Source organism: Methylobacterium aerolatum (assembly GCF_022179085.1).
Taxonomy (GTDB): domain Bacteria; phylum Pseudomonadota; class Alphaproteobacteria; order Rhizobiales; family Beijerinckiaceae; genus Methylobacterium; species Methylobacterium aerolatum.
In genome coordinates, this window is the sequence record NZ_BPQE01000011.1 from 210,692 (window position 1) to 222,869 (window position 12,178).

The following is a 12,178-nucleotide window of genomic DNA, read 5'->3' on the forward strand; positions in this document are numbered from 1 at the left end:
TTCGCTTTCCCATGTTCCATGCCGTCTACGGACAGCCGCCCGTCGACCTCGCCGACATCCCCGAGGCGGCGGTCCAGGTCTCTCCCCTGATCCCCGGTTCCGCGCGTCTGGAGGACATGGCTGACGGCACGCTGGAGAGCGTCACCGTCCTGGCCCCGGCGGGGACGCTGGAGCGGCGTTTCGTACTGGCCCACGCCCTGCGCGCCCTCGCGCCCGGCGGTCGCCTGACCGCGCTGGCGCCGAAGGATCGGGGCGGCTCGCGCCTCGCCAAGGAACTCGTGGCGTTCGGCTGCCAGCCCGCCGACGAGCCGCGTCGCCACCACCGGATCTGCCGCGCGGCCCGGCCCCCGGCGCCGGCGGGGCTGGAGGCGGCCATCCATGACGGCGGCTCCCGCCATATCGACAACCTCGCCCTGTGCACGCAGCCGGGGATCTTCTCCTGGGACCGGCTCGATCCCGGCACGGCCCTGCTGATGGCGCGCCTCCCCGCCCTCAAGGGCAAGGGCGCCGACCTCGGCTGCGGCCTCGGCCTGCTCGGCCGGGCGGTGCTCGGCTCGGAGGCGGTCACCGCGCTCACCCTGATCGATTCCGACCGGCGGGCGGTGGAGATGGCCCGGCGCAACGTCTCCGACACGCGGGCGACGATTCTCTGGGCCGACCTGCGCGCGGCGAAATCCCTGCCGCCGGGCCTCGATTTCGCCGTGAGCAACCCGCCCTTCCACGAGGGCGGCGGCGAGGATCAGGCGCTCGGCATCACCTTCATCCAGCGCGCCGCCGAGGCGCTGCGGAACGGCGGCGCCCTCTGGCTCGTGGCCAACGCGCACCTGCCCTACGAGGCGCCCTTGCGGGACCTGTTCCGCACCGTGACGACGGTGGTGCAGGAGGGCGGCTACAAGGTTTTCGAGGCGCGCAAATGAGTGCCAAGTCGGTCCGCCTCGACAAGCTCCTCGCCAACCTCGGCTACGGGTCCCGGCGGGAGATCCAGGGCCTCGCCCGCATGGGCGGGATCCGCCTCGACGGCGCCGAGCTGGGCGATGCGGGCGGGCGCATTCCCCTCGATCCCGACCTGCCCGCGCGCCTCACCGTGGAGGACGAGCCCCTCGATCCCCTGCCGGGCCTGTGCCTGATGCTGCACAAGCCGCTCGGTGTGACCTGCTCCCACAAGGAGGCCGGTCCCCTCGTCTACAGTTTGCTGCCCGAGCGCTGGCGCCGCCGGGAGCCGCCGCTCTCGACGGTGGGACGCCTCGACAAGGAGACTTCGGGCCTCCTCCTCCTCACCGACGACGGAGCGCTGCTGCACCGGATCATCTCGCCTAAGGCGAATGTCGCCAAGCGCTATCAGGTCACGCTGGCCCGCCCGCTGGACGGGAGCGAGGCGGCGGCGCTGGCCTCCGGGACGCTCATGCTGGAGGGCGAGGACAGGCCGCTCCTGCCGGTGGCCATGGAGGCGCGGGACGCCATCCATTGCGCCGTCACCCTCACCGAGGGCCGCTACCATCAGGTCCGCCGGATGTTCGCCGCGCTGGGCAACCATGTCGAGGCGCTGCATCGCGACCGCGTCGGCGCGCTCGACATGCCCGAGGATCTGGCGGCCGGGGAGTTCCGGGTGCTCGATGCGGCGGGGATCGCCGCGGTGTTCGCGGCAGCGCCGCCGGTCAGTGTAGAACCTTAACGAAGGCGAGCACCGCTCCCAGGATCGCGAGGGTCTGAAACCCGATCAGACCGGCGACCCAGCGAATGATCTCCGATCGCGTTTCCGCCAGTTCTGCGCGAAGGTCGGACTTCGTGACGAGATCGCCCTGCAACGCTTCGGCCATGGCATCCGCAAGTCCTTCGGCCTGCTCGGCCGGGAGCTTGGCCTTCTCGCGAAGCGTGCGAACGAAGCGCAGGGTGTCGAAGGCGACGGTCGTCATGGTTCTTCATATGTGCCGCCGTTTGCGCGGCTTGCAAGCGTCCCGGCGCCCGCATCCCGGAGTGCCTGTGGGATCCGGCGGCTCGAAGCGCTCGGACTTGCCACATCCCCCCTGGTCTGCTAACCGCCCGAGCCATCCCACACGCGGAGCCGGGCCCATGACTCAATGGCGCCCATCCGGTGGCCGGCATCACGCCGGCCGCATCTCTCCGCGGCGGATTTAACCGGAGAAAGAATTTCACATGGCCGTCGACTTTTCCATGCGTCAGCTTCTCGAAGCCGGCGCCCACTTCGGACACCAGTCGCACCGCTGGAACCCGAAGATGCAGCCGTACATCTTCGGCACCCGCAACAACATCCACATCATCGACCTCGCGCAGACCGTGCCGGCGATGCACCAGGCGCTCCAGGCCGTGAGCGACACCGTAGCCCGCGGCGGCCGCGTGCTGTTTGTCGGCACCAAGCGCCAGGCCGCCGACACCATCGCCGAGGCGGCCCGCCGTTCGGCCCAGTACTTCGTTAACTCCCGCTGGCTCGGCGGCACGCTGACCAACTGGAAGACGATCTCTGGCTCGATCTCGCGCCTGCGGAAGGTCAGCGAGACGCTGGAGACCGGCGGTCCGGGCCTCACCAAGAAGGAGCGCCTGATGCTGTCCCGTGAGAAGGACAAGCTGGAGAAGGCGCTCGGCGGCATCAAGGACATGGGCGGCGTGCCGGACCTGCTGTTCGTGATCGACACCAACAAGGAGCAGCTGGCGATCAAGGAGGCGAACCGCCTCGGCATCCCGGTCGCCGCCGTGGTCGACACCAACTGCAACCCGGACGGCATCACCTACGTCGTGCCGGCCAACGACGACGCGGGCCGCGCCATCGCCCTCTACTGCGACCTCGTCGCCCGGGCCGCCATCGACGGCATCTCCCGTGCGCAGGGCTCGTCCGGCATGGATCTCGGCGCCTCCGAGGAGCCGATGGCCGAGGAGCTGCCCGCCAACGAAGACACCGGCCCGGCCTCCGTCGCGACGGATTCGCTGGACCCGGCCGACGTGGCGATGCTCGCCGAATCGACCGAGCATTTCGAGCTGCTCGCCGCCCCGCGCGGCGCTCCGGACGACCTGACCAAGCTGAACGGCGCCGGTCCGCAGATCGTCCAGAAGCTCAACGATGCCGGCATCTACCACTACTGGCAGATCGCCGCGATGACCCCGGAAGAGGTCGCCAAGGTCGATGCCGACCTGAAGCTCAACGGCCGCATCGACCGCGATTCGTGGGTCTCGCAGGCCCGCGGCTTCGTCGAGGCCGCCGCCGCGGCCTGATCCGACCGAGCCCGCGACCGACCGTCATCGGCCGGTCGCACTCAATTGCATACCGGGCCCGGCCGCTCGCCCCGAGCGCCGGGCCTCTCTCATCCCACCGACCCGTACCGCACGAAAGGAACCGGCCATGGCCAACATCACCGCCGCAATGGTGAAGGAGCTTCGCGAGAAGACCGGCGCCGGCATGATGGACTGCAAGGGCGCCCTCAACGAGACGCAGGGTGACATCGAGGCCGCCGTCGATTGGCTGCGCAAGAAGGGCCTCGCCAAGGCCGCCAAGAAGGCCGGCCGCGTTGCCGCCGAGGGCCTCGTGGCCGTTGAGTCCGCCGGCCATCACGCCGCCGTGGTCGAGGTGAATTCCGAGACCGACTTCGTCGCCCGCAACGACGGCTTCCAGGCCTTCGCCCGCGAGGCCGCCAAGATCGCCCTCAACACCGACGGCACCCTCGAGGGCCTGCAGAACGCGACCTTCCCGGGCTCGTCCGAGACCGTCTCGGCCCACCTGCAGAACCTCATCGCCACCATCGGCGAGAACATGAACCTGCGCCGCGTCGCGAAGCTCGAAGTGAGCAAGGGCGTGATCGCGAGCTACGTGCACAACCAGATCTCCGAGGGCCTCGGCAAGATCGGCGTGCTCGTGGCCCTCGAGTCCGAGGGCGATGTCGCCGCCCTCTCGACGCTCGGCCGCCAGATCGCCATGCACGTTGCCGCGACGAACCCGGTCGCCCTCGATGCCTCCGGGGTGGATGCCGCCACCGTCGAGCGCGAGTCGAACATCCTGCGTGAGAAGAACGCCGGCAAGCCGGATCACGTCATGCAGAAGATCATCGAGAGCGGCCTGAAGTCCTACTACAAGGAGGTCACCCTCCTGGAGCAGCCCTTCGTGCATGACGGTTCCAAGACCGTGTCGCAGGTCCTCAAGGAAGCCGCCGGCAAGGTCGGTGGCCCGGTGAACCTGACGGGCTTCGTCCGCTACGCGCTGGGCGAGGGCATCGAGAAGGAAGAGGGCCCGGACTTCGCGACCGAGGTGGCCCAGCAGGCCGGCCGCGCCTGATCCGGTCGAGGACCGCTCCTTGACGACCGAGCCCGCCGGTTTCCCCGGCGGGCTTTTTCGTTCCGGCGTCCCGGCCAAGGCGTGCGATGCGGCACGTGGCTCGCCGCACCGTCGGCGAGAGCGCGGCCGGACGCTCCCGGCCGCGTGTTCTCTTGCCTCCTTTGCCGTCACCGACTGATACCCATGCCGACCCTTTGCCGAAAATAGAGACAGCACGTCCCTGGGCCGTCCGGAAGTCATTCCTCGTAATTCGATAATCGATGCGGGGATTTAAGGCGCACGCGACAGCATCGTTCGCTGTAACCGGCGTCGCGGACGCGCCGCGCGATCCGATAATCCACGCCGGCCCGTGCCGCGCCGCACAGACCATCGTTGGGCTGCGCGGCTAACTTTGGGCATGGTCACAAAAAGCCTCAGCTACCTCATGATCGGCCTGTTCGCTTCAGGCCTCGTGATGACCGCGATGGGTGTCGTGGACGTCATCGCCAGCCACTGATCGACGCCACCTCTCACAGGTGGCCGGTCTCCTCCACCGGGCCGTCCCGCGGTCCGGTGGATTTTCGTTTCGCCTCGCCTCACCGCGAGGCCGCTTCGGCCCGGCATCGACGCTGGGCAAGCCTGTGCACGGCGTTTCGGGCCTCGACGCCGAGCCGGCCTCTGACGTAGAAGCTGCCGCCCGGCGCTTCGGGCTGGCACGAGGACACGAGATGCCCGGATCGACGCCGTTTCGCCGTGTGCTGGTGAAGCTCTCCGGAGAGGCCCTAGCCGCCCCCGACGGTTACTGGCTCCATCCGCCGACGCTGGCCGCCATGGCGGAGGATGTCGCCCGCACCATCGAGCAGGGCATGGAGATCGCCATCGTCGTGGGCGGCGGCAACATGATCCGCGGCGCGCGCATCTCCGCCGCCGGCTGGATCGACCGGGCCACCGGCGATTCCCTCGGCATGATGGCCACGGTGATGAACTCCCTCGCCATCGAGACCGCCCTCAACGCGGCGGGCGTCCAGGCCCGGACCATGTCGGCGGTGTCGATGCCGACGATCTGCGAGACCTATGCGCGCCAGCCCGCCCTGCACCACCTCGACAAGGGGCAGGTCGTCGTCCTCGCGGGCGGAACCGGCAACCCGTACTTCACTACAGACACGGCGGCGGTGCTGCGCGCGGCGGAACTGCGCTGCGACGCGGTGCTGAAGGCCACCCAGGTCGATGGCGTGTACTCGGCCGATCCCAAGAAGGATCCGACTGCCACCCGCTACGACCGCATCACCCACGACGAGGCCATCGCCCGCGACCTCAAGGTCATGGACACCGCCGCCTTCGCCCTGGCCCGGGAGAGCCGCCTGTCCATCGTGGTGGGCTCCGTGCACGCGCCGAGCTCGATCGCGGCAATCCTGGCCGGGCAGGCGCCCTCCACCCACGTCGTTCCCTAGTGCATCGATCCAGTCGGGAAGCGTCAGCCGGGACTGGAAAAATTGATGCAAGAACAATGAGCGAGTGCAGACACACGTGAATGAAGTGAGCGCGTCACCGCACGAGTCGGCTAGGGGAATGCCGGTCCCGCCACCGACCTCATCCTGAGTGTTTGACCGAAAAGGTCGTCGCCCCACCGTCTTCGCTTCGCTCGCAAAGACGCGGAGAGCGTGACGGGCCGCCGGGACCTTTTCGGCCAGACACTGAGGTCCCGGAGCGCAGCGCAGGCTTCGAAGGAGCCCATCAGAAGTCGCTGCGCTCTCCGGAGGCCTCCGTCGAGGCGGCTTCGCCGCACCTCGGGATGAGGGGCGATGGATGGGAGAGAGCAGGCCCTTGGCCAGGCTCTCGGGAGGTCGGCCAGGATGGGACCGGTGTCGAAAGTTCGCCCGGTCGCGTCCCTCCGCCATCCGGCGTTTGCGGGCGAGAAAAAATTCGTCCATTGAGGCCGCGACCCGCGCGCCCCGCGCTGCGCGATCCCGAATTCACAACGCCCGTAGGGACCTGACGCCATGGCCACTCCGGATTTCGATCTGAACGACATCAAGCGCCGTATGCAGGGTGCCGTCGCCTCCCTGTCCAAGGACCTCGGGTCCCTGCGCACCGGCCGCGCGACGCCCGCCCTGGTCGATCCGATCCAGATCGACGCCTACGGATCGATGATGCCGATGTCGCAGGTAGCGACGGTGAGCGTGCCGGAGCCGCGCCTTCTCTCGATCTCGGTGTGGGACCGCAGCATGGTCTCGGCCGTGGAGAAAGCGATCCGCGAGTCCGATCTCGGCCTCAACCCGCAGACCGAGGGCCAGACCATCCGCCTGCGGATTCCCGAGATGAACGAGCAGCGCCGCAAGGAGATGGTGAAGGTCGCGCACAAGTACGCGGAGGAGGCCCGCGTGGCCGTCCGCCACGTCCGCCGCGACGGGCTCGACCATCTGAAGAAGCTCCTGAAGGACAGCCTGATCTCCGAGGACGACGAGAAGCGCCAGGCCGGCGACGTGCAGAAGGCGACCGACTCGCACATCGCCGAGATCGACGGTGTGCTCGCCACGAAGGAAAAGGAGATCATGCAGGTTTGAGGTCTGCGTGACCGACGCCTCCGCCGCAGCGGCACCGGCCGCGACCACAGCCCCGCCACCCCGCCGCTCCCGGCGGGAATTGTGGCTGCGCGTCGCGTCCGGGCTCGTTCTCGGAGGCGTCGTCATCGCCGGGCTGGTCCAGGGCGGCTGGGCCTTCGCCGCCATCTGGCTGGTGGCCGGCATCGTCGGCTTCGGCGAGTGGGTGGTGATGTGCCGGGTCGAGCCCCGCGAGGTGCTGATCGCGCTCGGCGCCTCCACCCTCGCGGCCCTCATCCTCGCGCTTCAGCAGGGCGCCCCCGCGCTCGCCTGCCTCGCGGTGCTGCTATTGGGCGCCGCCGCCTGCGCGACGGTGGCGCGGAGCGCCGCCGGACGCTGGCGGGTCCTCGTCGGCATCCTCTGCGCGGCCGTGATCGCCTCGGTCCCGGCCGTCCTGCGGGACGATCCCACCTTCGCGCTCCTCGGCCCGGTCTGGATGTTCGCCGTGGTCTGGTCCACGGACATCACGGCCTACTTCGTCGGACGCCGCATCGGCGGGCCGAAGGTCATGCCGCGTGTCTCGCCGAACAAGACGTGGTCCGGGGCGCTCGGCGGCCTCGTCGGCGCCGTGGCGGCGGGCACCCTCGTCTCGGTCGGGGCCGACCTGATGGGCATGACGTTGCCGCGCGGCGCCTCGCTGCCCGTGGTGGCGGGGGCGAGCGCCCTGGCGTCGCTCCTCAGCCAAGCAGGCGACTTCTACGAATCGTGGCTGAAGCGCTGCTATGGCGTGAAGGATTCGAGCCGCATCATCCCTGGCCACGGCGGGGTGATGGACCGGCTCGACGGATTTTTCGCGGTGGCTGTGCTCGCCGGGCTCTATCTCATCCTGCGCGGGCAGGGCGTGGTGGGCTGAAGCTAGAAGGTGCATCCCGTGACCCAGACCGTCACCGTTCTCGGGGCGACCGGCTCCATCGGCCGCTCCACCGCCGACCTGCTCGCCCAGCACAAGGACCGGTTCCGCGCCGGGGCGATGGTGGGCGGGCGCGATCCCGTGACGCTGGCGAAGGTCGCCCGTGACCTGAACGCCTCCTTCGCCGCCCTCGCCGATCCCGCGGGCGGCCCGGCCCTGGCCGAGGCGCTGTCGGGATCGGGCATCCCGAATGGCGCCGGCGAGGCGGCCGTGCTGGAGGCCGTCACCCGCGACGCCGACATCGTGGTCGCCGCCGTCAGCGGCGCCGCCGGGCTCAAGCCGACCCATGCCGCCCTCCGGCTCGGGCGCACCGTGGCGCTCGCCAACAAGGAGAGCCTCGTCTGCGCGGGCGATGCCTTCATGCGCGATGCCAAGCGCTACGGCGCCACCATCTGGCCGATGGATTCCGAGCACGACGCCCTGGCCCAGGCCCTCCACGGACGCCCGCTGGACGACGTGCGCAAGCTGATGATCACTGCCTCGGGCGGCCCCTTCCGCACCTGGACCCGGGAGCGCATCGCCGCCGCCTCGCCCACCGAGGCCGCCGCCCACCCGACGTGGTCGATGGGCATGAAGATCAACATCGATTCCGCCTCCCTCATGAACAAGGGGCTGGAGCTTGTGGAGGCGCACCACCTGTTCGGCATCGAGGCCGAGCGCCTCGACGTGGTGGTGCACCCGCAATCGGTGATCCACGGCATGGTCTACTGGATCGATGGGGCGGTGACGGCGGAACTGGCCCTGCCCGACATGCGCGTGCCGATCTCGCACTGCCTCGGCCTCGGTGACCGCCTCACCATCGAGCGGGGACGGCCCCTCGATCTTGTGGCGCTGGGCTCGCTGACCTTCGAGGCGGCGGACGAGGAGCGCTTCCCCTGCCTGCGGATCGCCCGTGCGGCCCTGGCCGAGGGCCGTGCGGCGCCGACGGTGATGAACGCCGCCAACGAGGTGGCCGTGGCCGCCTTCATTGCCGGGCGGATCGGCTTCTACGGGATCGCCGACCTCGTGGAGCGCGCCTGCACCCACTTCGCCCCGGTCTACGCGAAGGCCCCGGCGGATGTGGAGGAGGCGCTGGCCATCGATGCCCATGTGCGCGCCTGGAGCGCCGAGGCGCTGCCGGCCATGCGGGCGGCGGAGTAAGACTCCACCGTCGCCGCGCTCGCGATGACGCCGGTGGTTCAGGCCGGCGGCGTCCCGTTCGCCGCGAGGACCTGCCCCGCGAGGTAGAGCGAACCGCAGATCAGGATCCGCGGTGCGCGCTCGAAGGCGATGTCGCCGACCGAGGTGAGGGCGGCTTCCACGCTGTGTGCCACGCGGGCGGACAGTCCGGCGCGCTCCGCGATCTCGGCGACTTCCTCCGGCGGGCGTGCCGCAACCTGGCCGGGGATCGGCACGGCGATCAGCGCCCGGGCGAGGCCGACGAAATGGCTGAGGAAGCCGTCGGCGTCCTTGGTCCCGAGGAGGCCGACGATCAGCACCAGGGGTGCGTCGCTGCGCTCACCGAGGTCGCCCATGGCGGTGGCGAGGATCCGGCCGCCGTCGGTGTTGTGTCCGCCGTCGAGCCAGAGCTCGACGCCGTTCGGGACGAGGGCGGCGAGGCGCCCCCGGCCGAGGCGTTGCAACCGGCCGGGCCACTCGACCCCGGTCAGGCCCTTCTCCAGCGCGTCCGTGCCGATGTCACCGAAGCCGGCGGCCCGCAGCGCGGCGATGGCCGTGCTGGCGTTGGTGAACTGGTGACGGCCGGCGAGGCGGGGCTTCGGAAGATCGAACAGCTCGTTCTCGTCCTGGTAGACGAGGCGTCCGCGCTCCTCGTGCACGGAGAAGTCCTGGCCGCCAACGAAGATCGGCCCGGCGCCGACCTCCTCCGCCTTGCGCACGAGGACCGAATCCGCCTCCGCGTAATCCTGCACGGCGATCACCGCCGGGCAGCCGCGCTTGAAGATGCCGGCTTTCTCGGTCGCCACCGACTCGACCGTGTCGCCGAGGTATTCGGCATGGTCGCGCCCGATGGGTGTCACCACGGCGCAGGCCGGTTCGGCGATGACGTTGGTGGCATCCACCCGCCCACCGAGGCCCACCTCCAGGAGGAGCACGTCCGCCGGGTGCTCGGAGAACAGCAGCAGGGCCGCCGCTGTGGTGATCTCGAACACGGTGATGGGCTCGCCGTCATTCGCCGCCTCGCAGCGCTTGAAGGCGTTGGCCAGCACCTCCTCGTCCACGTAGCGCCCGCCGCCGATAGCGCCGAGACGGATCCGCTCGTGGAAGCGCACGAGGTGGGGCGAGGTGTAGACATGGGCCGCGAGTCCGCCCGCCTCCAGGATCGACCGCATGAAGGCGATGGTCGAGCCCTTGCCGTTGGTCCCGGCGACGTGGATCACCGGGGGCAGCCGCCGCTCCGGGTGGTTCAGACGCGCGAGCAGCCGCTCGATCCGCCCTAGCGAAAGATCGATCGTGCGCGGATGCAGCGCGAGGAAGCGCGCCAGCAGGGCGTCGGAGGAGTCCATCGCGCCTCAGGCCACTTCGGGGACCGGCTCTGCGGCGGGAGCCGTGACAGGTACCTGCATGAGCAGGCCGCAGATGCGGGTGATCGTCTCCTTGAGCTGGTGGCGATGGACCACCTGATCGACCATCCCGTGCTCCCGCAGGTACTCGGCCCGCTGGAAGCCGTCGGGCAGCTTCTCGCGGATCGTCTGCTCGATCACCCGGGGACCGGCGAAGCAGATCAGCGCCCCCGGCTCGGCGAGGTGGACGTCGCCGAGCATGGCGTAGGAGGCGGTAACGCCGCCCGTCGTCGGGTTCGTCAGCACCACGATGTAAGGCAGGCGCGCCTCGCGCAGGCGGCGCACGGCCACCGTGGTGCGCGGCATCTGCATCAGGGACAGGATGCCCTCCTGCATCCGGGCGCCGCCGGAGGCCGCGAACAGGATGTAGGGGGTCTTCTTGTCGAGGGCGGTCTGCGCCCCGCGCACGAAGGCCTCGCCCGCCGCCATGCCGAGGGAGCCGGCCATGAAGCCGAATTCCTGCGCGGCCACGGTCATCGGGATGCCGCCGACCCGGCCGAAGCCGATCTTGAACGCGTCCTGCAGGCCGGTCTTGGCGCGGGCGTCCTTGAGGCGATCGACGTAGCGCTTCTCGTCGCGGAACTTCAGCGGGTCGGTCGCCACCTCGGGCAGCGCCACGTCGATCCAGGTGCCGCCGTCGAACATCATCTTGAGGCGCGCCGGGGCGCTCATCTTGAGATGGTGCTCGGAGCCGGGAATCACCCAGGAATTGGCCTCGACTTCCTTATGGAAGACCATCTGGCCGGTGTCGGGGCACTTGACCCAGAGGTTCTCCGGGGTCTCGCGCTTGAACAGGGTCTTGATCCGGGGGCGCACGACCTCCGAGATCCAGTTCATCGGTTCGACCATGCTGATGCGCCTGCGTCGTTCGGGTCGGCGCCGGGGCGCCGTGGATGAAGTGGGGGTTCAGGTCCGGTTTGCCGAGCGGATGCCCTCGGCCAGTTCCCGCACCAGGGCCGTCACGGCCGGGACGGATCGATCCGTCGCCCGCCCCTCGCCGTCGAGGGTGCGGAACAGCGTGTCCACCAGAGCGGAGCCGACCACGACGCCGTCGGCGCCCTTGGCGATGGCCGCCGCGTGGGCGCCGGTCTTCACGCCGAAGCCGACGACGATCGGCAGGTCGGTATGGCGGCGGATGCGGTCCACCGCCTCGGCCACGCGGCCGAAATCCGGGGTCGCCGTGCCGGTGATGCCGGTGATCGAGACATAGTAGACGAAGCCCGCCGTGTTCGCGAGGACGGCCGGCAGGCGCTTGTCGTCGGTGGTCGGCGTGGCGAGGCGGATGAAGGCGAGGCCCCGCTCCAGGGCGGGCAGGCAGAGCTCCGAATCCTCCTCCGGCGGCAGATCGACCACGATCAACCCGTCGACGCCCGCTTCCACCGCGTCGGTAAGGAAGCGGTCGACGCCGTAGGTGTGGACCGGGTTGAAGTAGCCCATCAGCACGATCGGCGTGGTGTCGTTCTCCGCGCGGAAGCGGCGCACGAGATCGAGGGTGCGCGCCACGCCCTGTCCGCCCTTCAGCGCCCGCAGGCCCGCCGCCTGGATCGCCGGCCCGTCGGCCATCGGGTCCGTAAAGGGCATCCCGAATTCGAGGATGTCGGCGCCCGCCTTGGGCAGGGCGCGCAGCATCTCCAGCGAGGTCTCCGGATCGGGATCGCCGGCCATCACGTAGGTGACGAGGGCGGCCCGGTTCTCGGAACGCGCCTTGGCGAAGGCGTTGGCGATGCGGCTCGGGGCGGGACTGGTCATGGATGGGGTTCGGTCTGGGGGCAAGCGGATCGCGCTACACCATCCCTGGGCTTACGGGAAGCTTCCCGGGTTTCTCTCCGTCATTGCGAGCGAAAGCGCA

General features: G+C 69.9%; 12 protein-coding genes. 8 read left to right on the top strand and 4 right to left on the bottom strand.

Features of this window, described 5'->3' with window-relative positions; all coding sequences use genetic code 11:
- The first annotated feature begins 11 nt into the window (after window positions 1–11).
- Both MFF06_RS07865 and MFF06_RS07870 read left to right on the top strand, forming a co-directional pair.
- Window positions 12–917 carry a class I SAM-dependent methyltransferase gene (locus tag MFF06_RS07865; RefSeq protein WP_238202651.1) on the top strand — a complete coding sequence of 302 codons (906 nt, stop codon included), beginning with the start codon at window positions 12–14 and terminating at the stop codon, window positions 915–917.
- Window positions 914–1,672 carry a pseudouridine synthase gene (locus MFF06_RS07870; protein WP_238202653.1) on the top strand — a complete coding sequence of 253 codons (759 nt, stop codon included), beginning with the start codon at window positions 914–916 and terminating at the stop codon, window positions 1,670–1,672. Before MFF06_RS07865 ends, MFF06_RS07870 begins: the two co-directional genes overlap by 4 nt.
- Here the strand turns inward: MFF06_RS07870 and MFF06_RS07875 are convergent.
- Window positions 1,656–1,913, bottom strand: a complete 258-nt coding sequence (locus tag MFF06_RS07875; RefSeq protein ID WP_238202655.1) for a CCDC90 family protein — start codon at window positions 1,911–1,913, stop codon at window positions 1,656–1,658. The two genes, MFF06_RS07870 and MFF06_RS07875, sit on opposite strands and share 17 nt — an antisense overlap.
- Window positions 1,914–2,154: 241 nt before the next feature.
- On the opposite strand from MFF06_RS07875, the gene MFF06_RS07880 reads away from it, so the two are divergent.
- The 6 genes from MFF06_RS07880 to dxr all read left to right on the top strand — a co-directional run bounded on the left by MFF06_RS07880 (window position 2,155) and on the right by dxr (window position 8,908).
- Window positions 2,155–3,225: a 30S ribosomal protein S2 gene (locus MFF06_RS07880; RefSeq protein ID WP_238202657.1), complete on the top strand. Its 1,071-nt coding sequence runs from the start codon at window positions 2,155–2,157 to the stop codon at window positions 3,223–3,225.
- 127 nt (window positions 3,226–3,352) lie between these two features.
- A complete protein-coding gene (tsf, locus tag MFF06_RS07885) occupies window positions 3,353–4,279 on the top strand; it encodes a translation elongation factor Ts (RefSeq protein WP_238202659.1) in 927 nt (308 codons plus the stop codon).
- A gap of 707 nt (window positions 4,280–4,986) precedes the next feature.
- The gene (gene pyrH / locus MFF06_RS07890) at window positions 4,987–5,709 is read left to right on the top strand and encodes a UMP kinase (protein ID WP_238202661.1); all 723 of its coding nucleotides are present in this window, start codon (window positions 4,987–4,989) and stop codon (window positions 5,707–5,709) included.
- Between the two features lie 549 nt (window positions 5,710–6,258).
- Complete coding sequence (gene frr, locus MFF06_RS07895) at window positions 6,259–6,822, top strand: ribosome recycling factor (protein ID WP_238202663.1); 564 nt, start codon at window positions 6,259–6,261, stop codon at window positions 6,820–6,822.
- Window positions 6,823–6,829: 7 nt separating this feature from the next.
- Entirely contained in the window at window positions 6,830–7,711 is an 882-nt protein-coding gene (locus MFF06_RS07900; protein WP_238202665.1) for a phosphatidate cytidylyltransferase, read from the top strand.
- 18 nt (window positions 7,712–7,729) lie between these two features.
- Window positions 7,730–8,908: a 1-deoxy-D-xylulose-5-phosphate reductoisomerase gene (gene dxr / locus MFF06_RS07905; protein WP_238202667.1), complete on the top strand. Its 1,179-nt coding sequence runs from the start codon at window positions 7,730–7,732 to the stop codon at window positions 8,906–8,908.
- 38 nt (window positions 8,909–8,946) lie between these two features.
- Here the strand turns inward: dxr and MFF06_RS07910 are convergent, their stop codons facing one another.
- The 3 genes from MFF06_RS07910 to trpA are packed head-to-tail and all read right to left on the bottom strand — an operon-like array spanning window position 8,947 to window position 12,078.
- Window positions 8,947–10,272: a bifunctional folylpolyglutamate synthase/dihydrofolate synthase gene (locus MFF06_RS07910; protein ID WP_238202669.1), complete on the bottom strand. Its 1,326-nt coding sequence runs from the start codon at window positions 10,270–10,272 to the stop codon at window positions 8,947–8,949.
- A 6-nt stretch (window positions 10,273–10,278) separates the two neighbouring features.
- On the bottom strand, window positions 10,279–11,178 hold the full coding sequence (accD, locus tag MFF06_RS07915) for an acetyl-CoA carboxylase, carboxyltransferase subunit beta (protein ID WP_238202671.1): 900 nt from the start codon (window positions 11,176–11,178) through the stop codon (window positions 10,279–10,281).
- Window positions 11,179–11,235: 57 nt separating this feature from the next.
- Window positions 11,236–12,078 carry a tryptophan synthase subunit alpha gene (gene trpA, locus MFF06_RS07920; protein ID WP_238202673.1) on the bottom strand — a complete coding sequence of 281 codons (843 nt, stop codon included), beginning with the start codon at window positions 12,076–12,078 and terminating at the stop codon, window positions 11,236–11,238.
- Window positions 12,079–12,178: the final 100 nt, after the last annotated feature.

Coding starts and splice junctions, on each gene's coding strand:
- trpA (WP_238202673.1), bottom strand. CDS start 12,078: ATGACCAGTCCCGCCCCGAGCCGCATCGCCAACGCCTTCGCCAAGGCG.
- MFF06_RS07865 (WP_238202651.1), top strand. CDS start 12: ATGTTCCATGCCGTCTACGGACAGCCGCCCGTCGACCTCGCCGACATC.
- pyrH (WP_238202661.1), top strand. CDS start 4,987: ATGCCCGGATCGACGCCGTTTCGCCGTGTGCTGGTGAAGCTCTCCGGA.
- tsf (WP_238202659.1), top strand. CDS start 3,353: ATGGCCAACATCACCGCCGCAATGGTGAAGGAGCTTCGCGAGAAGACC.
- MFF06_RS07875 (WP_238202655.1), bottom strand. CDS start 1,913: ATGACGACCGTCGCCTTCGACACCCTGCGCTTCGTTCGCACGCTTCGC.
- MFF06_RS07910 (WP_238202669.1), bottom strand. CDS start 10,272: ATGGACTCCTCCGACGCCCTGCTGGCGCGCTTCCTCGCGCTGCATCCG.
- MFF06_RS07870 (WP_238202653.1), top strand. CDS start 914: ATGAGTGCCAAGTCGGTCCGCCTCGACAAGCTCCTCGCCAACCTCGGC.
- accD (WP_238202671.1), bottom strand. CDS start 11,178: ATGGTCGAACCGATGAACTGGATCTCGGAGGTCGTGCGCCCCCGGATC.
- frr (WP_238202663.1), top strand. CDS start 6,259: ATGGCCACTCCGGATTTCGATCTGAACGACATCAAGCGCCGTATGCAG.
- MFF06_RS07880 (WP_238202657.1), top strand. CDS start 2,155: ATGGCCGTCGACTTTTCCATGCGTCAGCTTCTCGAAGCCGGCGCCCAC.